At 70.4% G+C, this 21,822-nt stretch carries 19 protein-coding genes; 9 read left to right on the top strand and 10 right to left on the bottom strand.

Translation table 11 applies throughout. The annotated features are described in order from the left end of the window. Positions 1-120: 120 nt before the first annotated feature. The 4 genes from OHA05_RS27710 to OHA05_RS27695 all read right to left on the bottom strand — a co-directional run bounded on the left by OHA05_RS27710 (position 121) and on the right by OHA05_RS27695 (position 2,603). The gene (locus OHA05_RS27710) at positions 121-453 is read right to left on the bottom strand and encodes a nucleotide pyrophosphohydrolase (protein WP_313943577.1); all 333 of its coding nucleotides are present in this window, start codon (positions 451-453) and stop codon (positions 121-123) included. After that, the gene (locus OHA05_RS27705) at positions 450-1,619 is read right to left on the bottom strand and encodes an ATP-binding protein (protein WP_313943578.1); all 1,170 of its coding nucleotides are present in this window, start codon (positions 1,617-1,619) and stop codon (positions 450-452) included. The genes OHA05_RS27710 and OHA05_RS27705 overlap by 4 nt, the downstream gene beginning before the upstream one ends. A gap of 56 nt (positions 1,620-1,675) precedes the next feature. After that, positions 1,676-2,092, bottom strand: coding sequence for a cell division protein SepF (locus OHA05_RS27700; protein ID WP_313943579.1), 417 nt, complete (start codon positions 2,090-2,092; stop codon positions 1,676-1,678). Positions 2,093-2,171: 79 nt separating this feature from the next. After that, positions 2,172-2,603 carry a nuclear transport factor 2 family protein gene (locus OHA05_RS27695; protein ID WP_313943580.1) on the bottom strand — a complete coding sequence of 144 codons (432 nt, stop codon included), beginning with the start codon at positions 2,601-2,603 and terminating at the stop codon, positions 2,172-2,174. Between the two features lie 248 nt (positions 2,604-2,851). On the opposite strand from OHA05_RS27695, the gene OHA05_RS27690 reads away from it, so the two are divergent. Beyond that, complete coding sequence (locus tag OHA05_RS27690) at positions 2,852-3,838, top strand: aldo/keto reductase (protein WP_328861997.1); 987 nt, start codon at positions 2,852-2,854, stop codon at positions 3,836-3,838. Between the two features lie 29 nt (positions 3,839-3,867). Here OHA05_RS27690 and OHA05_RS27685 read toward each other — a convergent pair whose 3' ends face one another. Both OHA05_RS27685 and OHA05_RS27680 read right to left on the bottom strand, forming a co-directional pair. After that, positions 3,868-5,187 carry an aldehyde dehydrogenase family protein gene (locus tag OHA05_RS27685; RefSeq protein WP_313943582.1) on the bottom strand — a complete coding sequence of 440 codons (1,320 nt, stop codon included), beginning with the start codon at positions 5,185-5,187 and terminating at the stop codon, positions 3,868-3,870. A gap of 299 nt (positions 5,188-5,486) precedes the next feature. Further along, positions 5,487-6,950 carry an MFS transporter gene (locus OHA05_RS27680; protein WP_313943583.1) on the bottom strand — a complete coding sequence of 488 codons (1,464 nt, stop codon included), beginning with the start codon at positions 6,948-6,950 and terminating at the stop codon, positions 5,487-5,489. Between the two features lie 211 nt (positions 6,951-7,161). Here OHA05_RS27680 and OHA05_RS27675 point away from each other — a divergent pair, with 211 nt between their 5' ends. Then, positions 7,162-7,602, top strand: a complete 441-nt coding sequence (locus tag OHA05_RS27675; RefSeq protein ID WP_413777828.1) for a MarR family winged helix-turn-helix transcriptional regulator — start codon at positions 7,162-7,164, stop codon at positions 7,600-7,602. Positions 7,603-7,776: 174 nt separating this feature from the next. On the opposite strand, the gene OHA05_RS27670 is transcribed toward OHA05_RS27675, so the two are convergent. From OHA05_RS27670 to OHA05_RS27655, 4 genes are all read right to left on the bottom strand, one after another. Then, positions 7,777-8,568 (bottom strand): ABC transporter permease, encoded by a 792-nt coding sequence (locus OHA05_RS27670; protein ID WP_313943585.1) that lies wholly within the window; start codon positions 8,566-8,568, stop codon positions 7,777-7,779. Continuing rightward, the gene (locus OHA05_RS27665; protein ID WP_328861996.1) at positions 8,565-9,560 is read right to left on the bottom strand and encodes an ATP-binding cassette domain-containing protein; all 996 of its coding nucleotides are present in this window, start codon (positions 9,558-9,560) and stop codon (positions 8,565-8,567) included. The genes OHA05_RS27670 and OHA05_RS27665 overlap by 4 nt, the downstream gene beginning before the upstream one ends. Positions 9,561-9,640: 80 nt before the next feature. Further along, entirely contained in the window at positions 9,641-10,486 is an 846-nt protein-coding gene (locus tag OHA05_RS27660; RefSeq protein WP_313943587.1) for a DUF4097 family beta strand repeat-containing protein, read from the bottom strand. 77 nt (positions 10,487-10,563) lie between these two features. Further along, positions 10,564-11,094, bottom strand: a complete 531-nt coding sequence (locus tag OHA05_RS27655) for a toxin-antitoxin system HicB family antitoxin (RefSeq protein WP_313943588.1) — start codon at positions 11,092-11,094, stop codon at positions 10,564-10,566. A gap of 518 nt (positions 11,095-11,612) precedes the next feature. Here OHA05_RS27655 and OHA05_RS27650 point away from each other — a divergent pair. From OHA05_RS27650 to asnB, 7 genes are all read left to right on the top strand, one after another. Beyond that, positions 11,613-12,128: a GtrA family protein gene (locus OHA05_RS27650; RefSeq protein ID WP_328861995.1), complete on the top strand. Its 516-nt coding sequence runs from the start codon at positions 11,613-11,615 to the stop codon at positions 12,126-12,128. Positions 12,129-12,847: 719 nt separating this feature from the next. Further along, positions 12,848-14,326 (top strand): sugar transferase, encoded by a 1,479-nt coding sequence (locus tag OHA05_RS27645; protein WP_328861994.1) that lies wholly within the window; start codon positions 12,848-12,850, stop codon positions 14,324-14,326. An 82-nt stretch (positions 14,327-14,408) separates the two neighbouring features. Next, positions 14,409-15,725, top strand: coding sequence for a nucleotide sugar dehydrogenase (locus OHA05_RS27640; protein WP_328861993.1), 1,317 nt, complete (start codon positions 14,409-14,411; stop codon positions 15,723-15,725). Then, on the top strand, positions 15,682-16,980 hold the full coding sequence (locus OHA05_RS27635; protein ID WP_443043796.1) for a glycosyltransferase family 4 protein: 1,299 nt from the start codon (positions 15,682-15,684) through the stop codon (positions 16,978-16,980). The genes OHA05_RS27640 and OHA05_RS27635 overlap by 44 nt, the downstream gene beginning before the upstream one ends. Next, positions 16,977-18,374, top strand: a complete 1,398-nt coding sequence (locus OHA05_RS27630) for a Wzz/FepE/Etk N-terminal domain-containing protein (RefSeq protein WP_328861991.1) — start codon at positions 16,977-16,979, stop codon at positions 18,372-18,374. Before OHA05_RS27635 ends, OHA05_RS27630 begins: the two co-directional genes overlap by 4 nt. Continuing rightward, positions 18,371-19,885, top strand: a complete 1,515-nt coding sequence (locus OHA05_RS27625) for a Wzz/FepE/Etk N-terminal domain-containing protein (RefSeq protein WP_328861990.1) — start codon at positions 18,371-18,373, stop codon at positions 19,883-19,885. The genes OHA05_RS27630 and OHA05_RS27625 overlap by 4 nt, the downstream gene beginning before the upstream one ends. A 3-nt stretch (positions 19,886-19,888) precedes the next feature. Beyond that, the gene (gene asnB / locus OHA05_RS27620; protein ID WP_328861989.1) at positions 19,889-21,817 is read left to right on the top strand and encodes an asparagine synthase (glutamine-hydrolyzing); all 1,929 of its coding nucleotides are present in this window, start codon (positions 19,889-19,891) and stop codon (positions 21,815-21,817) included. Positions 21,818-21,822: the final 5 nt, after the last annotated feature.

Here is a 21,822-nt window from a genome sequence, read left to right as displayed (position 1 = left end):
GAACGCCAGAGGAATTCGGAAATCTGTGGACAGCCAGGCGGTTGTGGATAAGTAGACAACTCCGGAGAGTGACAGAAGCATGATCAACAGGCTTCCGGACCCCCTCATTCCACCTGGAGTTCACTTCACGGGGAAGCGGGTCTCGTTGCGGTCGATCTTGTCGGAGAGCGCCGACAGCGCGTCCACACCGAGCACTTCGCAGAACTGGAGCAGGTACGCCAGCACATCGGCGACCTCGTCCCGCACCCGGTGCGCCTTCTCCTCGTCGTCCATCACCCGCGCCGACTCCTCGGGCGTCAACCACTGGAAGATCTCCACCAGTTCGGCCGCCTCGACGCTGAGCGCCACTGCCAGATTCTTCGAGGTGTGGTACGGCTCCCAGCCGCGCGCCTGAGCGAATTCGGCGAGCCTGCGCTGCAACCCGGCCACATCCAGTCCGTCGTGTCTCGTCACGGGACCAGATCTACCACCGTCGCGCCCTCGACCCCGCGCGCGAAGCCCGCGTCGGCGACGGCCCCCACCAGGCGCACATGCCCGCGGGCCGTCATCTCCGCGGCCAGGAGGGTCAGTTCGCGTGCCTGCCGCGGGTCGAGACAGCGGTCGAAGCCGTCGGCGAGGACGGTGAGGGACTGATACGCGGACGGCACCTCCGCCGCCTGGTCCATCGCGAGCACGCCGGGCCCGGTGAGCAGCACCAGCGCGAGTCCCAGGTACCTCAACTCGCCCTCCCCGAGCCGCCCCACGGGTGTCGCGTCCCGCCCTTCGCCCCGGCCGAGCAGAGCCCGCACCGTCCCGTCCCCCAGTTCCTCCACGGCCAGATCCGCCACCTCCCCGGCGCATCCCGTGCGGGCCGCCGCGGCCAGCCGGGCATGTCGCTTGGCGCACTCGCTGCGCGTACGGTGCAGCACTTCGGCGAGGTTGTCGCAGCCCCGTCGCAGCCTGCCCTCCCCCGCTGCCACCGGCCGGCGCATGCCGTAGGGCTGCGGGTCGCAGGCGAAGACCGAGCGCAGAGCGACCACCATCTGTTCGGCAGCGGCGAGCACGCGTAACTGGCCGTCGGTCTTGCCGGCCACGCGCAAGGGCAGCAGCGCTGTGCCGAGCCGGTCGTCGGGGAGCGGTGCGCGGGTCACGGACACGGATCCGGCGGTGTGCCATGCGGCTTGGACCGTGGACCGTCCGGGGTCGCGCAGCGCGGTGGTGAGCAGGGTCTGGCGCCCGCAGCTCAACCGCTCGCCGACGATGCGCAGTTCGGGTTCGGCCTGGACGGCGAGGTCGAGCCGTACCGGGCCCGCGGGACCGTCGACCGTGCAGCCGATGCGGAATCCCCGCCGTCCCTGTGCGTCGGGCCCCGCCGACTCCGGTACGCAGGCCGCCGGGTCCGGGAACACCTCGTCGAGTTCGTCGCCCGCGCCGAGCCGCGCCAGTGCCTCGTACGCCTGCAGAACACTGGACTTGCCGCTGCCGCTCGGCCCGGCGAAGAGAGTGATCGGGGCGACGGGATACGTCGCTCCCCGGTGTTTGCGGAAGGCGGACAACCGCAGTTCGGTGACGGTCGGGCGAGCACTGGATGCGCCGGCCGGCACGGAATCCGGGCCGGTGAGCGGGCTGCTGGTGGTCATGAACCGGACGGTACGCAGCGCTCGACACGCCGAACCGTTCCGCCTCGGCGACCTTCCTACGAACGGGGGACGGAGCGGCTCAGGGTGTCGGTGGCGGCTGCCAGGCCCTCGACCTCGGTGCCGACGGGGGCGAGCAGAAAGACGTTCCGGTCGACTCGGTGCATGCCGCTGCCGAGGCCGAAGACGACCCCGCTGCTGAAGTCCAGGATGCGCTTGGCGACATCGGTGTCGGCGCCGGTCAGGTCGAGCAGGACGGGAATCTGCGCGACCAGGTACTCGGCCACCTCGCGCGCGTCGGCGAAGACCTGCACGCGCAGGACGACGAAGCGGCGCTGCTCGACGGCCTCGTAGTCATGGGGAACGGTCCGGTGGTCGACACGCGACGGCCACTCGTTACGGCTGCGCAGGGGGACGACCTGGGCGAGGCCCTCCCACTGCTCGTCGGTGACGTCGTACCTCTCGTACCTACTCATGCTCCCCATCCTGGCGCGCCTCACCCGTTCGGCCCAACAGCGACACGGGTGAGTCGGGCACGGATCGGACGCCCCTGGGTCAGCCCTCGGCCGGTGCGGGCACGAGGCCGTCGGCGACCAGACCCGTGAAGACGGCGTCCGACATGGCCTGCACGGCGGACAGCGGGCGGACCATCACGGTGAACTCCTTGATCCTTCCGGACTCGTCGAGCTGAAGGAGGTCGAGGCCATGGATCTCCTTGCCGTTGACCGTGGCCCGGAAGACCAGGATCTCGGACGGCGCCTCCTTGCCGTCCGCGGTCTCCCCCGTGCCGTCGAGCCGTCCGACGTAGCGGAATTCCTCGAACGTACGGAACAGCACATTGCACAGGCCGATCACCATCGGCCTGCCCTCGAAGGGCTTGAACTTGACCGGGCTGTAGAAGCGCACGTCCTCGGTGAACAGATCGTCCAGAGCGGCGAGATCACGGCTCTCCACGGCTGCACGGAATCGGTCGGTGGTGCTCGTCATGGTTCCTCCAGGCTTCCCGGACTGACTCTGCATGGATGCCATAGTCAGAATAGTGACTAGTCAGTTTCTTGAGTATCACACGGAGTGCGGACGACGGAAGGGGTGAACGCCGACCCGACGGCCGCGGCACCCGCTGCCGACCGGGCACGCCCCGGCAACCGTCCGCGGCAGGGGTTGACTTGGAGTGCTCTCGAAGATCCAGACTCCCCGCCAGCGCCCTGGCCCCACGGCGCAGGAGAGGAACCGGGATGAGATACCGCACGATCGGCCAGGACCCGAGGACCCGCCGCGAGGTGAGCGTCCTGAGCCTCGGCGCCATGCTGCTGGGCACCGCCACCGACGAGGCCACGTCGTTCGCCGTGCTCGACCGCTATGTCGAGGCGGGTGGCACCTTCATCGACACCGCCGACAACTACGCGTTCTGGCACACCGGAAGCCAGGGCGGGGAGAGCGAGCAGCTCCTCGGCCGCTGGCGGCGCAGCCGCGGTGTCACGGACGAGGTGGTGATCGCCACCAAACTCGGCGGACGGCCCAACAGGCCCAGCACCACGTTCTCCCACGACATCGAGGGGCTGTCGGCACGGGTGATCCGGGAGTCCGCGGAGCGGAGCCGCAAGCACCTGGGCGTGGAGAAGATCGACCTCCTCTACGCCCACACCCAGGACCGGCGGGTGCCGATGGAGGAGACCGTCGAGGCCTTCGCCGGGCTCGTCGCCGACGGCAGCGTCGGCCTGCTGGGGGTGAGCAACCACTGGGCCTGGCAGGTCGAACGCGCCCGGTCCCTGGCCAGGGACGCCGGCCTGCCGGGGTACGAAGTCCTTCAGTACCACCACAGCTATCTGCGGCGGCGCACCGATGTCCCGAGCCGTCGCTCACCCGACGGCCAGGAAGGCGTGATGAGCGGGGAGTTGCTGAGCTATCTGCGCTCCGAACCCGGGCTGCCGCTGGTCGCCTACTCGCCGCTGCTGTCCGGCGCGTACGTCCGGGAGGACAAGCCGCTGGGGAGCGACTTCGAGCATGCGGGCACGCCGGTACGGCTGGCAGCGCTGCACGAGGTGGCGAAGGAGGCCGGCGCGACGGTCAACCAGGTGGTGCTGGCCTGGCTGATCGGTGGCGAGGTTCCCATGATTCCCCTCGTCGGGGCGTCCTCGGTGGCGCAGCTGAACGAGAGCCTGGAGGCGGTCGACCTGGAGCTCACGGAGCAGCAGCGGGAGCGGCTGGATTCGGCGTACTGACCTGGCGGGCACACGGTCGCCGGTCGGCCTCAGCCCAGCGGCTTCTCCAGGACGGCCTTGCGGTGGCTGAACGTCTCGATCGAGTACCGGCCGTGGTAGTTGCCCATGCCGCTTTCACCGACTCCGCCGAACGGCAGGTCGGAGACGGTGAGATGGGCGAGCGGCAGACCGAATCCGAGGCCGCCCGAGGACGTCTCCGCCGCGAGCCGCCGGCGGGTGTCGGGCGACTCGGTGAAGGCGTACAGCGCCAGCGGCTTGTCGCGGTCGTTGATGAAGTCGATGGCCTCATCCAGTCCGGGAACGGTGACGATGGGCAGGACCGGGCCGAAGATCTCCTCCTGCATGACCGGGGCGCCGGGGTCGACATCGGCCAGGACGGTCGGGGCGATGTACTTGCGGTCGCGGTCGGTGGCGCCGCCGACCACCACGCGTCCGGAGTCCAGCAGGCCACGGAGCCGGTCGAAGTGGCGTTCGTTGACGATCCGGCCGTACTCGGGGGAGATCGCCGGCTCGGCGCCGTACAGCTGCCGCACGGCTTCGGTCAGGGCGGGTTCGAGGGCACGGGCCGTTTCCGGATCGGTGAGGACGTAGTCGGGTGCGACGCATGTCTGGCCGGCGTTGAGGAACTTGCCCCGTGCCAGACGGGCGGCGACCGTGGTGAGGTCGGCGTCCCGGTCGACGAACACGGGTGACTTGCCGCCCAGTTCGAGCGTGACCGGCGTGAGGTGCCGGGCCGCGGCCGTCATGACGATGCGGCCGACGGTTCCGTTGCCGGTGTAGAAGATGTGGTCGAAGCGTTCCGCGAGGAGGGCGGTGGTCTCGGGAATCCCGCCTTCGACGACAGCCACTGCGTCCGTGTCGAGGAACCGCGGCAGCAGGCGCGCGAGGACGAGGGAGGTGGCCGGGGCCATCTCGCTGGGCTTGGCCACCACCGCGTTGCCCGCGGCGAGCGCGCCGATCATGGGAGTCAGCAGCAGCTGCACCGGATAGTTCCACGGCGCGATGACGAGGACGACGCCCAGCGGGTCGTACTGGGTCCAGGCCGCCGCCTCGCCGATGTGCGCGGGGACGGGCGCGGGCTCCGGGCGCAGCCAGTCGTCGAGGTGCTCCAGCGTGTGGTCGATCTCGCGGACCGTGAAGTCGATCTCGGTACGGAATGCCTCGGCGGAACTCTTGCCGAGGTCGGCGTGGAGGGCGTCGGCGAGGTCGGTGCCGTGCTCGGTGAGCATCTCGCGCAGCCGGCGGAGCTGGGCCGTACGCCAGTCGACAGGGGCGGTGCGTCCGGCGCGGTACGTGGCCCGCAGACGGGCGACGATGTCGGCGGGCTGCTCGGGGCTGTGCTGGTTCACGGTTCCTCGCTGATGACGTGGGGACTTCCGGTCGGTCGTTGCAGATACCAACGTTCTCGCGGACGGAGACATTCCGGCGCTGGTGTGCGACTTCCCCGCGGGGGCGGGGGTACGGCTCCCCGCACCAGGCAGCCCTCACCGGCTCACAGGGGCGGCACCCCGCATCCCCCGCAACCGCACCCTGCTCCCCGCTCCCCCGCGACGGCGGGACACGACCTCGCCCCGCGGCGGCGTACGCCCCCGCCCCGCCGACCGGCCGGGCCCACGGCGGCACACCCCCCGGACCGCGTCGCAGCGTGTCAGGCCCGCGCCTGCGGCACCTTGGGCGAGGGCTGCTCCCCGCCTCCGGCCGGCGGTGCCGCGACCACGGCACGGACGGGAATGAGCGCGGCGACGACCGCGGCGGCCAGGCCCACGCAGCAGCCGATGATCACGGCGAGCCGGAATCCGCTCTCGGACGGCAGGGCGTAGCCGCCGAAGTCGGTGGTCATCTGAGCCAGCACCACACCGATGACGGCGGCGGACACGGAGCTGCCGATCGAGCGCATCAGGGTGTTGAAGCTGTTCGCCGACGCGGTCTCCGACTGCGGCACGGCGCCCATGATGAGGGCCGGCATGGCGCCGTAGGCGAAGCCCACCCCCGTGTTGCAGACGATGGTCACCGCGAGCAGCCCCCAGGTGGAGCCCGAACCGGTCATCGGTACGCACAGGCCGTAGCCGGCGGCGATGACCAGGCTGCCGACGGCCAGGGTGACCTTGGGCCCCTTGGCGGCGGAGAGTTTGGCCCCGAGGGGCGACATCACCATCATCATCAGACCGGCGGGGGCCATCCACAGGCCCATGGCGAGCATGGACTGGCCGAGGCCGTAGCCGGTCGCCTCGGGCAACTGGAGCAGCTGCGGAACGACCAGCGACTGCGCGTACATCGCGAATCCGACCAGGACCGAGGCCACGTTGGTCATCAGGACCTGGGGGCGGGCGGTCACCCGCAGATCGACCAACGGGTCGGTGATCCGCAGCTCCCACCGGCCCCAGGCCAGCAGCACGACGACGGTGGCGGCGAAGAGGCCGAGGGTGGTGGCGCTCCCCCAGCCCCAGTCGGCGCCCTTGGAGACGGCGAGCAGCAGACAGACCAGCGCGGTGCCGAGTCCGACGGCGCCGAGCCCGTCGAAGCCGCCCGTCCCGGTGGTCTGCCGGCCCGCGGGCACGACGACCCGGATCAGGGCGGCGACCGCGAGCGCCAGGACCGCGACGACCCAGAACAGCACGCGCCAGCTGACGTTCTCGGCGATCGCCGCGGAGAACGGAAGGCCGAGCGCGCCACCCACGCCCATGGACGCGCTCATGATCGCGATGGACGAACCGAGCTTCTCGGCCGGGACCACGTCGCGCAGCAGGCTGATACCGAGGGGCACGACGCCCATGCCGAGGCCCTGGAGACCCCGCCCGGCGATCATCGGGACCACGGAGGAGGAGAGGGCGCAGACGACGGAGCCGAGGACGAGGGGGGCCAGCGAGACCAGCAGCATGCGCCGCTTGCCGTACATGTCACCGAGGCGCCCGGCGACGGGGGTGGCCACGGCGGCCGCGAGCAGCGTCGCGGTGATCACCCATGAGGCGTTGGACGCCGAGGTGTCGAGCAGCTTCGGCAGTTCCGCGATCAGCGGCACCACAAGGGTCTGAGTGAGCGCGGCCACGATGCCCGCGAAGGCGAGGATCCCGACAACACCGCCGGGGCGGGCTTCGGGCTGGGAACTGTCCACGGGTACTCCTCGTGCTCTGCGGGTCCTGGTGAGGCGCGCCCGGTGCCGTCGATGCCCGGCGCTGTCGATGTCGATGTCGATGTGCACCATACAGTCGATATGCATCATGCACATTAAATGCATCATACATACGGCCCGTGGTATATCTGAACCCGAGGCGCCCTCTCGCGACGGAGGGTGCGTCAGGAGCCGAAGGAAGCCGCGCGTGGACATGCCCCTTGCCCAGATCGAGTTCGAGACCATGCTGCTCGGGCGGTACATGAACCTGCTGTCCCACCGGAGCAACCGCCTGCTCGACCGCAGTGCCTACATCCTGCTCAGCCGCATCCAGGCAGAGGGACCCATGTCGATCAGCCAGCTCAGCGACGCGTTCGGCCTGGACACCTCCACCCTCAACCGGCAGACGGCCGCGATGATGCGCGCCGGGGTCGTCGAGCGCATTCCCGACCCGGAGGGGGGCATCGCCCGCAAGTTCTCCATCACCCCCGAGGGCGAGCGCCAGTTGGAGTCGGACCGCGCCCAGAACCTGGACGGCCTGTCGAAGGTGCTGGCCGACTGGACCCCGAAGGAGGCCGGCCAACTGGCGTCCTGTCTGGACCGTCTGAACCGCGACATCGAACGCCTCGACGGGCGGCCCTGGCCGCGGACCTGAGGACACATCCGGCTCTCTCCCCAGCCTCGACTCCGACGGTCCGGAGCCAGGGGTTGCCGGAGTAGCCGGGGCGGGAGGCGGCAGGAAGACCAACGGGCGGCGTACGCCGACGCGTTGTCGGAGTACGCCGCCCTGGAGGACGGTCTGCGGGCGCGGCCCGCAAGCTGCTGCCCCCTACTTCGGGTCGCGGTTGAACACCGACTTGGACCAGACGTAGCCGAGGACGGCGAGTCCCACGCACCAGAGCACGGCGAGCCAGCCGTTGTGGCCGATCTCGGTGCCGAGCAGCAGGCCGCGCAGGGTCTCGATGGCCGGTGTGAAGGGCTGGTACTCGGCGATGGGCTGGAACCAGCCCGGCATCGCGTCGACCGGGACGAAGGTGCTGGAGATGAGCGGGAGGAAGATCAGCGGCAGGGCGTTGTTGCTGGCGGCCTCGGCGTTCGGGCTGATCAGGCCCATTCCGACGGCGATCCAGGTGAGCGCCGTGGCGAAGAGGACGAGCAGTCCGAGCGCCGCGAGCCACTCCAGAACGGAGGCGTCGGTGGAGCGGAAGCCGATGGCCACCGCCACGGCGCCGACGAGGACCACGCTGGCGACTGCCTGCAGGACGCTGCCGACGACGTGTCCGACGAGGACGGAGCTGCGGTGGATGGCCATGGTGCGGAAGCGGGCGATGATGCCCTCGGACATGTCGGTGGAGACGGAGACCGCGGTGCCGATCGTGGTGGAGCCGATGGTCATCAGCACGATGCCCGGGACGAGATACGCGATGTACTCGGATCTGTCGGCTCCGCCGCCGCCGATGCCCGCGCTCATCACGTCGCCGAAGATGTAGACGAAGAGCAGCAGCAGCATGACTGGCGTGAGCAGCAGGTTCAGGGTGAGCGAGGGATAGCGCCGCGCGTGGAGCAGGTTGCGCCGCAGCATGGTGTTCGAGTCGCGGACGGCGAGAGAGAGGGCGCTCATCGGACGGTCTCCTTGGACTGGTTGGGGACGGCGGTGGTGCCGGCAGGGCCGGTCAGGGCGAAGAACACGTCGTCGAGGTCGGGGGTGTGCACGGTGAGCTCGTCCGCCTCGATGCCGGCGGAGTCCAGCCAGTCGAGGATCGAGCGCAGTTCGCGCTGGCTGCCGTCGCTCGGGATCTGAAGCGACAGCGACTCGTCGTCGCGGGTGACCTCGTGCAGGGCAACGGCGGCCGACTGGTAGGCGGCGGGGTCGGTGAAGCGGATCCGGACGTGTCCGCCGGGAATCAGGCGCTTCAGCTCGTCCGCGCTGCCTTCGGCGACGATCTTCCCGCCGTTCAGGACGGCGATGCGGTCGGCGAGTTCGTCCGCCTCTTCGAGGTACTGCGTGGTGAGGAAGACGGTGACACCGCCGGAGACCAGCTCGCGGATGATGCCCCACATGTTGTGACGGGCACGCGGGTCGAGTCCGGTGGTCGGCTCGTCGAGGAAGATGATCCGCGGGTCACCCACCAGCGTCATGGCGATGTCGAGACGGCGCTTCATACCGCCGGAGTAGGTGGAGGCGGGCTTCTTCGCCGCGTCCGTGAGGTCGAAGCGCTCCAGCAACTCGGCGGCGGTACGCCGGCCTTCGGCACGGGAGAGATGGTGCAGGTCCGCCATCAGGAGCATGTTCTCCTCGCCGGTGATCAGACCGTCGACGGCGGAGAACTGCCCGGTGACACCGATCGCGGCCCGCACCGCCTGCGGCTCGGCGGTCAGGTCGTGACCCGCGACCTGGGCCTGCCCGCCGTCGGCCGCGATGAGCGTGGAGAGGATCTTCACGGCGGTGGTCTTGCCGGCGCCGTTCGGGCCGAGCAGCGCGAACACGGACCCGGCCGGCACGACGAGGTCGATGCCGTCGAGGACGGTCTTGTCGCCGTACGACTTGCGCAGACCGACGGCGGAGACGGCGGCCGGCGACGGGGACCCGCCGGACTGACTAGACGTGGGCATGACAGAAGAAGGCATGGGGCCCTCCCATTCGAAGGAGCGGTGAGCGGTGAAGTGGGCGTGGTGGGCAGGAGACCGGGCGGTCAGGCGCGGGCGCGGCGGATGTCGATGTTGCCGTAGCGGGTGCGGGCCTTGACCTCGACGGTCTCGTCGGTCTTGTCCGGGTTGTCGGAGGAGGCGAGTCCGTTGCGGACCTGCCCGTTGCTCGAGCTGACGTCGAGCCAGGCGGCCGTGCCCTCGCGGACACCGATCTCGATGGCGCCGTAGGAGGTCTCCAACTGGACGGTGCCACGGGCCACATCACCCACGCGCAGGGTGCCGTGGGCGGTGGTCGCGGCGACCGAGCTCTCGGCGCGCTGGATGTCGATGTCGCCGTTGGCACCGCGCACTCGCAGCTCGCCGAGAGCGGCACCGATGGTCGTGGAGCCGTGCGAGTTCTTCAGGACGGCCGGGCCGTCCACGACACCGACGCGCACGCTGCCGGAACTGGTGGTGATCTCGGCCAGGCCCTCGACCTGGCCCACGGTGATCGACCCGTGCGACGCCGTCAGCTGAAGCGGGCCCGTCTCGTCCAGGCGGACGTCACCCGACGACGTCTTCACACGGACCTCGCCGAGCCGGCCCTCGCCGAGCACCTGCGTCCAGGAGCCGGTCGCGTCGATGCGCGAGCCGGTGGGCAGTTCGACCGTCACGTCGACGCTGCCGGTGGGGCCGACGAGGTAGGGACCCTTGGGTGTCCGGATGGTCAGCACACCGCCGGCATAGGAGACCTCGGTCTGCTCGACGACCCGGACGTCCTTGTCCTTCTTCGGGTCGCGGGGCCGCACCTCGACCACGGTGTCGTGGCGGTCGGTCGCGGTGAACTGGATGGAACCGGCGGCCACGTTGGCGGTGACCGAGATCGGCAGAGGGGTGTCGAAAGAAGGCATGGCTGTCCCGTCCTCTTGGGTCTTCGCGGCGTCCCTGCTGGTGGGACGTGGTGTGAGTGAGTGGGAGCGGGGCGCGGCTAGCGCACCCAGCCCGTGAAGCTGTTTCCGACGGTGCGGGTGGCCCGGGTCTTCTCCGCCGTACGCGACTGGGTGCCACCGTCGACCGCGGCCGACACGGCCCGCACCAGCCAGGCGTTGACCGACAGGCCCTCGCGACTCGCGGCCTCCTCGGCGCGTGCCTTGAGGTGGGCCGGCAGGCGCAGATTGACGCGGGCGGTGCCGCCCTCGTCGCCGTCGGCGGGCGCCGGAGCCGGTGCCCTGAGCGGCTCGGCCGGCCCGCTCCCCTCGTCGTACGCCTCGTCGCCCGCCGGCCGTGTCACCACGAAGTCGGGGTCGAGTCCGCGCAGCCGTACGTCGACCGAACCCGGGGCGAGTTCACGGGTGACCTCGTCCATCGCGGCGGAGAGCACGTTGAGCATCGTCAGGCGGGTCGCCGACTCCAGGGGAGCGGTGAGGCGCTCGGCGATTTCGCGGGCTTCTTCGCCGCCGGCTTCGGCGGCCACCGCGAGTTCGCGGCGCAGGTTGTCGACATACGGCGTGAGGTCCATGACGTCATCATGGCACCACAGTGGCGTCACAGGCAAGTGCCCAACGGAAGCAATCACCTCACCCGACCGCCACAAGGGTTCTGAGCTGGGAAAAACGCGCCAACACCGGATTGCGCCAGTGCGGCACCATACGGATGCACGACCTCCAGGGCGCCACCACAGAGGCGCCTGTTGGTGCCGGTTGGCACCGCGAGACGCCGCAAGGTTCGACGATCGACCCCCGAGAGCCCACTCAAAGGAGTCCTTCAGGGAAGACACAGAGAAGACATGCCTCCGCCCTGCACGTGCCGCTCCCCGCGACGAAGGACAGGCACCGGACCACCGACACCGCACCAAGCTTCCGACCTGCGCATTTACCAGCCGCCCCCGGCCATGACGCTGCGAGCGGCACACGCGATGCCGAAAATGGCTCCACATGGCGCCACCGATGTGCCACAATGGCGTCACAGCAGCGCAGTGCTCGGCCCCACGGTCGAGTCGTGCGCGTTTCGCAGAGCGAGTCCCGAAGGGGTCGGACCATGGAGACAGCACAGGGTCAGCAGCAGGCGACACCCGGCGCCGTCACCGCCTTCGCCCGCTTCGTACTCTGCGGCGGCGGGGTGGGGCTCGCCTCCAGCTTCGCCGTGGCGGCCCTCGCATCCTGGATCCCCTGGGCCCTCGCCAACGCTCTGATCACCGTGGTCTCCACGCTCCTCGCCACCGAGCTGCACGCGCGCTTCACCTTCGGCGCGGGTGGGCGCGCGACCTGGCGCCAGCATGTGCAGTCGGCCGGATCCGCGGCGGCGGCGTATGCGGTGACCTGCGTGGCGTTGCTCGTTCTGCACCAACTGGCGGCGGAGCCGGGCGCGCTGCTCCAGCAGGTCGTCTACCTGTCCGCCTCCGCGCTGGCCGGTGTCGCGCGGTTCGCGGTGCTGCGTCTCGTCGTCTTCGCCCGCCGGCGCTCGCAGGGCGCGGCGGATGCTCGCCCGGTGCACCTGGCCGTGGACCGGCCCTCGATCCCGGCCGGCTCCGAGGCGCTCTGCTACGCCGCCTGACGTTCCGTCGGGCGGCTGCCGCTCGGGATCGGTCAAGCTTGCCCGTACTTCGAGCGCCGACTGCTTGTGACGCGGCCCCCCATCAGCGCCTCACGGCCCGCACGCGGACCGTGGGGCGCTGGGGCGCTCTTGAACTTGCCGCCGGACACCGACACGCTCGCATCGTGCACCCCTGAACGCGCGATGGAGTCAAATCACCTGCCGACGGCGGCAGTTGGGCCCGGCCTCAAAGCTTGACCACAAATTGCACACATCCTCTCTACAGATCGGCCCTGTTGGTCTAGATTGACCGTGCTTCAACCGCTCGGGCACAAGACGACCAGTCTCGGACACAACACGACCAGTAGTGACCGACAAGTCCGGCACTACGGAAAGCCAGCAGTCATCCCCACCGCCAGACGTGGGGCTGATCGGTTCTTGGAGCCCGAGAAGGGGCTTCGGGTGCGGGGAGCACCCGAGGTTTCGGCGGGTTCCCGTGCACGCGAGAGTCCGGCAGGACGTGCAAGTCCGCCGCTGCCGGAGCGGGTTGTTCATGTAGCGCCGAAGCGGCCGTGATGTCGTGCAAGGGGCGGGCGGGGGCCCTCCCACCGAGAGGAACAGCGCGGCGCGGGGGGCGATGGGCCTCCCGAGGGGTGGAAGCGTGCGGGGGGCGGGGGCCTCCCGGGGGGAGGAACAGTGTTAGGCGAGCACGTCGAACCACTGGGAACCTGGGGGGTTCTGTGCAGCAGGGGGGACTAGTCGGCCCTGTTCCGTCGACGCGGGGGCGTCTGGCGAATGGGGCAATCAGCCGGCCGGTGAACGGCTGGGAGCAGCGATACCGCCGTACCGTGATCATCAGCGACACCGTGGCCACCGCTTTGGTGGTGGCGGCGATCGGCAACTTCTTCGGGTCCCGCGACGCGGCCAACTGGCACGAGAAGTGGGGAATTCTCGCCTTCGGCACCGAACTGCTCGTGCTGGGAGCACTCGCAGTGAACCGGTCGTGGGCCCCGGCCGTGCTCGGCCAGGGCGCCGAGGAGTTCCGCCGGCTCGGACGCTCACTGTTCACGGCCACCGTCGTACTGGCGCTCGGCGGGATCGCCCTCACCTCGCGCAACATCAAGCTCTGGATCTTCGTCGCGATCCCCGCGATCGCGCTCGTCACGATGACCGAGCGATATCTGCTCCGCCTCGGGCTGCACAAACAGCGGTACGAGGGGCGGTGTTTAAGACCGGTGCTCGCTGCCGGGAGCCCGGCAACGGTGCGCGATCTGATCAGCCGAACCCGCAAGTTCCCGCACCTCGGCTGGCGGGTGGATGCCGTGTGCACGACGGACGGTCTCGGGCTCGACGGTGACCAGCTGGACGGTGTGCCGGTCGTCGGCCGACTGACGGACGTCGCGGGCCACGTCCGCCGCGACGGCTACCGTGTCGTCGCGGTCACACCGGACCCGCACTGGTCACCGGACCGGCTGCAGCGGCTGGCGTGGAACCTCGAAGGCAGCGATGCCGAGATGGTCGTGGCCCCCGTGCTGATGGAGGTGGCCGGCCCGCGGCTGCACGTCGACGCGGTCCTCGGGATCCCGCTGTTGAGGGTCAGCATGCCGACCTTCACCGGGGGCCGCAGAGCGGTCAAAGGGGTCGTCGACCGCTTGGCCGCGGTGCTCCTGCTGATGCTGTTCGCCCCGTTGATGGTGTTCGTCGCGCTGCTCGTCCTGGTGGACAGCCGGGGTGGCGCGGTCTATCGCCAGCGCAGGGTCGGCAAGGACGGCCGCGAGTTCACCATCCTGAAGTTCCGCACCATGGTCGCCGGGGCCCACGGGGCACGTGCCGAGCTGGCCGGCCTCGACGAGGGGGCCGGACTGCTGTTCAAGCTCCGCCGGGACCCGCGCGTGACCCGGGTGGGAGCGGTGCTGCGCCGGTACTCGATCGACGAGCTCCCACAGCTCTTCAACGTGCTCACCGGCTCGATGTCGCTCGTCGGTCCGCGGCCTCCGTTGCCGGAGGAGTGCGCTGCGTACGGCCCGGACATCCGGCGGCGGCTGCTGGTCAAGCCCGGACTCACCGGTCTGTGGCAGATCAGCGGACGCAGCGACCTGCCGTGGGAGGAGGCGGTCCGCCTCGACCTGCGGTACGTGGAGGACTGGTCGCTCGCCCTGGACACAGTGATCTTGTGGAAGACGCTGCGTGCCGTGCTCCACGGACAGGGGGCCTACTGATGCACGGAAGGCAGCGGCTCAACTGGCCGGCCGACGCAGGTACCACAGGCCACGAAGGCCTGTCTGGGGGGAGGAACGCGTCATGAGAGTCAGCGTTTTCGGGCTCGGTTACGTGGGCTGCGTGTCGGCCGCGTGCCTGGCCAGCATGGGGCACGAGGTCATCGGGGTGGACGTGAACCCGGTGAAGGTCGACCTGGTCAACGACGGCAAGGCCCCGGTGGTCGAGGAGCGGATCGGCGAGCTCATCGCCGACGTCGTACGGACCGGAGCACTACGCGCCACCGGGGACGTCCGTGAGGCGATCATGGGCAGCGAGGTGTCACTGATCTGCGTCGGTACGCCGTCGGAGCCCAACGGCAGCCTGTGCACGACGTACTTGGAGCGTGTCACCGAGCAGATCGGTGCCGCGGTGGCCGAGCGGGGCGGGCGGCAGACCATCGTGTTCCGCAGCACCATGCTGCCGGGCACCTGTCTGAACCTGCTGGTCCCGATCCTGGAGAAATACGTCGGCGGCACGGCCGGGGTGGACTTCGGAGTCGCGGTCAACCCGGAGTTCCTGCGCGAAGGCACCAGCGTGCGGGACTTCTTCGACCCGCCCAAGACCGTCATCGGAGAGCTCGACGCGGCAAGCGGCGACGTGCTGACGGCGCTGTACGACGGATTGCCCGGCGAGGTGTTCCGGGTGCCGGTCCCGACGGCCGAGGCGATCAAGTACGCGGACAACGCGTTCCACGGCCTCAAGGTCGGCTTCGCGAACGAACTGGGCGCGGTCTGCCAGGCGCTCGGCGTGGACTCGCACCAGGTGATGGACGTGTTCCTGGCCGACCGCAAGCTGAACATCAGCCCCGCCTACCTGCGGCCCGGCTTCGCCTTCGGCGGCTCCTGCCTGCCCAAGGACCTGCGCAGCCTGGTGCACGCGGCGCAGCGGGCCGACGTCTCGGTGCCCATCCTCGCCCATGTGCTGCCCTCCAACTCCGCACATCTGCAACGCGCGGTGGAGCTGGTCGAACGCACCGGCAAGCGCCGGGTGAGCCTGTTCGGGCTGTCCTTCAAACCCGGCACCGACGACCTCCGCGAGAGCCCGCTCGTCGAACTGGCGGAGACACTCTTCGGCAAGGGGTACGACCTGCGGATCTACGACCCCAACGTGAACCTCTCCCGGCTGCTCGGCGCGAACCGCGAGTACATCGAGACCCGGCTGCCGCACCTCGCCCGCCTGCTCGCGGATTCCGTCGACGACGTGCTCGAGCACGCCGAGGTGTGCCTGGTCGGGACCAGGGACCCGGCCGTGCTCTCGGCGCTGCCCCATGGCGACGGCCCGGTGATCATCGACCTCATCCACCTTCCCGACGCCGATGCGCGCCGGACCGAACCGGGGTACGTGGGCCTTGCTTGGTGACGCAACCAGCGGCGACGGGGCGGCCCGTCGCGCGCTGATCCTGGTGGAGAACCTGTCGGTGCCGTTCGACCGGCGGGTGTGGCAGGAGTGCACGACCCTGCGGGACGCGGGCTGGGAGGTGCACGTCATCTGTCCCCGGGGGGAGAAGCGGGACACGGAGCCGGAGGCAGTGATCGACGGGGTGCGGATCCACCGCTACCCGCTGCGCGCGGCCACCGGCGGACCGGCCGGCTATCTGCGGGAGTACGGAACGGCGTTGTGGCACACGGCCCGGCTGGCCCGGAAGGTCGGTCCGGTCGACGTCGTCCACGCCTGCAACCCGCCCGACCTGCTGTTCCTGCCCGCGCTGTGGCTGAAGCGGCGCGGCGCGCGGTTCGTCTTCGACCAGCACGACCTGGTACCCGAGCTGTACCTCTCGCGGTTCGGCCGCGGCAAGGATCTGCTCTACCGCGCCGTGTGCGCGCTGGAACGGCGGACCTACCGTGCCGCGGACATCGTGCTCGCCACGAACGAGAGCTATCGGGACGTCGCGATAAGCCGTGGCGGTCGACGCCCTGAGGACGTTTTCGTGGTGCGCAGTGCGCCCCAGACCGACCGGTTCCAACCGGCGCCACCCGAACCGGAGTTGAAGCTGGGCAAGCAGCATCTGCTGTGCTACCTCGGCGTCATGGGTCCTCAGGACGGGGTCGACTACGCCCTGCGGGCCCTTGCGAAGCTGCGCGACGAGTTCGGACGGACCGACTGGCACGCGGTGTTCGTCGGTTCCGGCGACGCCTTCGACGCGATGGTGGAGCTGTCACGGCAGCTCGGTCTCACCGAGCAGGTGCAGTTCACCGGGCGCATTCCGGACGCCGACCTGGTGCGCTACCTGTCCACCGCGGACGTGTGTCTCTCTCCCGACCCGCGCAATCCGCTCAACGACGTGTCGACCATGAACAAGGTCCTGGAGTACATGGCGATGGGCCGGCCGATCGTCTCGTTCGACCTCAAGGAGGCGCGCGTCTCCGCCGGTGACGCCGCCGTCTACGCACCGGCCGACGACGAGGCCGAGTTCGCCAAGCTCATCGCGCTGCTGCTCGATGATCCGCAGGAGCGGGCCCGGATGGGCAGGATCGGACAGGAACGGATCAGCGGACCGCTCTCCTGGCGGAACTCGCAAGCGTCACTGCTCGCCGCCTACGCCGCAGCCTGCCGGAACCACACTCCGGTGTCGGCGGGCGACCCCGACCGTGCAGGGAAGAGGCCGCACCGTTGAGCGATGACACGATACGCCTGGCCACGATCGGCAGGATCATCCGTCGGCGCCGGCGGCTTCTCACCATCCTCACCCTGGTGGGTGCGCTCGCCGGCTACGGCACCTCTTTGCTGTTGCCGCCGCGCTACACGACGTCGGCATCCGTCCTGCTGCCCGGGGCGTGGGAGGAACGCGAGCTGCTCACCCAGGCGGAGATCGCGACCAGTTCGGTCGTGGTCGACCGCGCGGCCGGCACGCTCGGCTGGAGCGGGGTCAGCGGCAGCGAGCTGCGGGACCGGGTGAACGCCGAGGCCGCCGACGGAAACATCATCAAGATCTCGGGAACGGCCGAGACCCCGGAGCGTGCGCAGCGGCTCTCCGACCAGGTGGCCCAGCAGTACGTCACCTTCGCCGCGCGGATCGCGGGCGACAACGCCGACCCCGAAACGGCGGAGGCGCCCGAAGCGCTGCGGAAGATGGTGATGCAGACCAGCCGCCGTATCACCGACCTGGCCGAGGCAGCCGATCCGGGCCGGACCGTGGAGAGCGTGCAGACCCGCACCGAGCTCGCGAAGCTGCGCACCGCGCTCCAGGTGGCCGTCAGCAAACTGGAGCAGGCCGATCCGGCCACCAACAAGGCCAACATGGTCGTCATGGGGCCGGCAGCCCGGCCGGCCGGAGAGGCACCGCCGACGCGGATGCAGCTCATCGTCGGCGGTGCGCTGCTGTTCTTCCTGATCACGGTCATCGGCCATCTCACCGCCGCACGGATGAGCCGCCGGCTGCGCACCGAACCCGAGATCGCCGCCGCGCTGGGCTCGGCGCTCCTCGGCACCGTCGACGTGCCGGGTGAACCCCGCGCGCGCCGGCCGAAAGGTCTTGGCTCGCGTGCCCGGATCCGCCGGCTGCTCGGCGTCGACACGCGGTGGGACACACCGCCCCCGCAGACGTCCGGCAACGAGGCCGGCAGGAAGATCCGCTACCGGCGGGTGTGCGCCCGCCTCCGGGACCAACTGCCCTCCCCCGCAAGGCTGCTGGTCGTCGTCCCGGACGGCGACGAGATCGCCCACCGGGCCGCCGGGCACCTGGTCACCGAGGCGCAGGGCGATCCTTCCCCCAGCTCTGCGAGCAGGGGATACCCCGTGCTGCGCGTGGTGGGGGTTTCGGTGTCCCAGCCGCTGATTCCGGACCGCGACGAAGAGTCCGGTGCCGTGGTCGTGCTCAGCGCGGGCAACTGGACCGCGGCGGAGCTCGCCGGCATCGCCGAGGCGTGCGCGGACGCCGGGCACGAGGTCGTCGGCACCGTCGTCGCCGGCCCGGTCCGCGGCCGTCCGACGCCATCCGCCGACGATTCTCCGGATGGCGCCACGGCGGCCGTTCCGGTGGGCGTCGAGGCACGGGGAGGTACAGCATGACGACGAGTACGACGTCGAAGTCGTCGGCCGCCACTCCGCTCTTCGACCTGCACGCGCTGGTCGTCGCGGTGCGCAGGCGCCGCCGCCTGTGGGGCTCCCTGGCGCTTCTCGGACTGCTGGTCGGCGCCGCGGTGGCGGTCCTGATGCCGCCGCCGCCGACCGCGGTGACCAAGGTGCTCGTCGCCCATCAGGCGGACCAGCCGAACGACCCCGGAACGCTGATCCGCACCGACGTCGCCCTGCTCCAGACGACGCGCATTGCCGGTACGGCCCTGAAGTCCCTCGACTCCCCCGCGGAACCCGAGGACTTCATGCGGGACTACGAGGGTGTCGGTCTGACCAACAACCTGCTGCAGATCAATGCGAGGGGTGACAGCGACGCCGAAGCGGTGGCCCGCGCCAAGGCGCTGGCCGAAGCGTTCGTCGCGGACCATGTCCGACGGATCCAGCAGGCCGCGAACGCCGAGGCCAAGGATCTGCTCGGCCAGCGTGACCGCATGCGGGCCGAACTCGCCCAGGTCAACGAGGCGATCGGCGAGGCATCGCCGCAGAGCGGCCCGGAAGACTCCGCGAACCTCGAGTCGCTCTTCGCCCGCCGGGCCGAACTCACCTCGCGCATAGCCGATTTCGACCAACGGGCCGGAGAGGCGCGCACCGGCACACCCCGGCTCGTCGCCGGCACACAGATCGTGGACGCCCCACGCGCGGTGCGGCACTCCCTGCCCAGGGCCGCTGCCACCAACGCCGCGATCGGGCTCGTCCTCGGGCTGGTCCTCGGGCTCGCGCTGGCCGCGGTCGGCACCGTGGTGGCGGACCGACCCGTACTGCGCCGGGACATCGCGGCGAACCTCGGCGCCTCGGTCATCGCCGAACTGCCCCGCCGTTCGGGCCGGCTGTGGCAGCGCCGACGGACCCGGGCGGCACGCGAACGGCTCACCGCGTCCCTGGCCCGCACCGTGCGCGGTTCCTCGGAGCCGGTGTCGCTGCTCGAACTGGGCTGCGCGCACAGCACGAGCGTGATCGTCCTGGACCTCGCCAGGACCCTCGCGGCCGAGGAACCGGTGGTCGTCATCGACGCCCTGCCCGGCCGGCACCTCTCCAAGCGCCGCCCGAAGCCGGGAGACCCCAGCGTGGTCGGCAGCGACCGCGCCGCGACCGTGTCGCACCGGGAGCGCCGACTCGGCGTCGGCTCCGTGGCGCCCGGCACCGCATGGACCGGCCTTCAGGACCTCGGCGCACAGACCGTGCTCGTCGTGCGTGCCGGACACGGCAGCGCCGCATGGCTGCACACCGTGGCGCGGCAACTCGCGGACCTGCTCATACCCGTGATCGGTGTGGTGCTGATCGACCCCGATCCGCGGGACCGGACCGACGGCACCCTGTGGGACGGCCTGCACACCGCGCTGCGCGGCCACAACGCGCGGCCGGCCCGGGAGAACGTGACGGACCGACCGCGGAGTCAGCCGCCGTCATGGGCACGGGTCCCGGACATCGACCAGGAAGCGCGGTAAGACATGTGTGGCATCGCAGGCACGTACCGATGGCCGGACGGAAAGGCCGTGACCGACCGGCTCACCGATACCCTCGCCCACCGCGGTCCGGACGGAGCGGGCCGCTACAGCCATCCCGTCGCTGACGGCGAAGTACAGCTCGGACACCGCCGGCTGGCCATCATCGACCTGTCCGGAACCGGCGCCCAGCCGATGGTCTCGGGCGGCCTCGCCCTCACCTACAACGGAGAGCTGTACAACGCGCCCGAGCTACGGGCCGAGCTGACAGCCGCCGGGGTGCGCTTTCGCGGAACCTCCGACTCCGAGGTGCTGCTGGAGGCCTGGCGACGCTGGGGCACGGACTGCCTGCCCCGGCTGCGCGGCATGTTCGCCTTCGGGATCTTCGACGAGCGAACCGGTGACCTGGTGCTCGCCCGCGACCAGCTCGGCATCAAGCCGCTGTTCCTGCTCCGGCGCGGTGAGGGCCTCGTGTTCGCCTCCGAGCTCAAGGCGCTCGCCGCCGCCACCGGCAAAGGCCTGGAGGTGGACCATGCGGCGCTGGTGGCCTCGCTGCTGTACTACTGGGTGCCCGACTCGCGGTGCGCGTTCCGCGAAGCGGAGAAGCTGCCACCGGGAAGTTGGCTCCGGTGCCGGCCCGACGGCCGGGTGGAGCGCGGCCGGTACTGGAACCTTAAGGACATCGCCGCCGAGGGCCAGGAGCGGGCCCGGGCCGGCGAGCAGTCGGACCTGGCCGCCATCGTCGAGGAGTCGACGCGTCGCCACCTGCTCTCCGACGTGCCGGTGGCGACCTTCCTCTCCGGCGGTCTCGACTCCAGCTATCTGACCGCGCTGGCGGCCCGCGACCGCCCCGGGATCTCTGCCTACACGATCGGGTTCCGCGCCGAGGACGCCAAGTTCGAGGCGATGCCGGACGACCTGCGCTATGCCCGGCAGGTGGCCGCACGGTTCGGCGTCGACCTGCACGAGATCGAGATCGCTCCGAACGTGCTCGACCTGCTGCCCCGGATGACGTACCACCTGGACGAGCCGATCGGCGACCCCGCCGCGATCAACACCTTTCTGATCTGCTCGGCCGCCCGGGATGCCGGGGTCAAGGTGATGCTCTCGGGGATGGGCGCCGACGAACTGTTCGCCGGGTACCGCAAGCACCTGGCCAACCTGATCGCGCTGCGCTACCAGCGCGTCCCACGGCCGCTGCGCCGCGTCCTGTCCCGGTCCGTGAACCGGCTGCCGGTCGCCACGGCCCGCCGGGGGTACCGGTCGGTGCGCTTCGCGAAGCGCTTCCTCTCCTTCGCCGACCTGCCGGAGGAGACCGCGTTCCGGCGCAGTTACACCATGTACGACCAGGACGAGCTGCTCGCCCTGATCGATCCGGACCTGGCACCCACGGTCGACGACGTGCTGACCGAACATGCGGACATCTACCAGGACAACGACCTCGACGACTTCGTCAACCGCATGTGCCTGGGCGACGCCCGGATGTTCCTGCCGGGCCTGAACCTCGCGTACACGGACCGCTCGAGCATGGCCGCGTCGACCGAGGTGCGCGTGCCGTACGTGGACGTCGAGGTGGTCAAGGCGGCGTTCGCCGTGCCCGGCGAACGCAAGATCGCCGGACGACAGGGCAAGGCCGTCCTCAAGGAGGCGGCCGCCTCGATCCTCCCCCGGGAGATCGTGTACCGGCCCAAGGGCCTGTTCAGCGCCCCGCTGCGCGCCTGGATGAGCAGGGACCTGGCACCGCTGGTGCGCGAGGTGGTCAACGACGGCGTGCTCGTCAATTCCGGTTTCCTGCGCCGCGATGCGCTGGCGCGCATGGTCGCCGAGGACGCCGCAGGGCAGCGGGACTTCTCCAAGCATCTGTGGCATGTGCTGACGCTCGAGTACTGGTATCGCGACGCGACCTCTGGCTCCGGCCAGAGCCAAGCGGCTTGACGGCG

The organism is Streptomyces sp. NBC_00306 (genome assembly GCF_036169555.1).
GTDB classification, from domain to species: domain Bacteria; phylum Actinomycetota; class Actinomycetes; order Streptomycetales; family Streptomycetaceae; genus Streptomyces; species Streptomyces achmelvichensis.
This window is presented reverse-complemented; position numbering and strand designations above follow the sequence as displayed.

Excerpts from the sequence above, each read along its gene's own strand:
- OHA05_RS27650 (WP_328861995.1), top strand. The coding sequence starts at position 11,613 with ATGGAGACAGCACAGGGTCAGCAGCAGGCGACACCCGGCGCCGTCACC.
- OHA05_RS27635 (WP_443043796.1), top strand. The coding sequence starts at position 15,682 with ATGCGCGCCGGACCGAACCGGGGTACGTGGGCCTTGCTTGGTGACGCA.
- OHA05_RS27675 (WP_413777828.1), top strand. The coding sequence starts at position 7,162 with ATGCCCCTTGCCCAGATCGAGTTCGAGACCATGCTGCTCGGGCGGTAC.
- OHA05_RS27705 (WP_313943578.1), bottom strand. The coding sequence starts at position 1,619 with ATGACCACCAGCAGCCCGCTCACCGGCCCGGATTCCGTGCCGGCCGGC.
- OHA05_RS27695 (WP_313943580.1), bottom strand. The coding sequence starts at position 2,603 with ATGACGAGCACCACCGACCGATTCCGTGCAGCCGTGGAGAGCCGTGAT.
- OHA05_RS27625 (WP_328861990.1), top strand. The coding sequence starts at position 18,371 with ATGACGACGAGTACGACGTCGAAGTCGTCGGCCGCCACTCCGCTCTTC.
- OHA05_RS27690 (WP_328861997.1), top strand. The coding sequence starts at position 2,852 with ATGAGATACCGCACGATCGGCCAGGACCCGAGGACCCGCCGCGAGGTG.
- OHA05_RS27640 (WP_328861993.1), top strand. The coding sequence starts at position 14,409 with ATGAGAGTCAGCGTTTTCGGGCTCGGTTACGTGGGCTGCGTGTCGGCC.
- OHA05_RS27655 (WP_313943588.1), bottom strand. The coding sequence starts at position 11,094 with ATGGACCTCACGCCGTATGTCGACAACCTGCGCCGCGAACTCGCGGTG.
- OHA05_RS27670 (WP_313943585.1), bottom strand. The coding sequence starts at position 8,568 with ATGAGCGCCCTCTCTCTCGCCGTCCGCGACTCGAACACCATGCTGCGG.
- asnB (WP_328861989.1), top strand. The coding sequence starts at position 19,889 with ATGTGTGGCATCGCAGGCACGTACCGATGGCCGGACGGAAAGGCCGTG.
- OHA05_RS27700 (WP_313943579.1), bottom strand. The coding sequence starts at position 2,092 with ATGAGTAGGTACGAGAGGTACGACGTCACCGACGAGCAGTGGGAGGGC.
- OHA05_RS27665 (WP_328861996.1), bottom strand. The coding sequence starts at position 9,560 with ATGCCCACGTCTAGTCAGTCCGGCGGGTCCCCGTCGCCGGCCGCCGTC.
- OHA05_RS27660 (WP_313943587.1), bottom strand. The coding sequence starts at position 10,486 with ATGCCTTCTTTCGACACCCCTCTGCCGATCTCGGTCACCGCCAACGTG.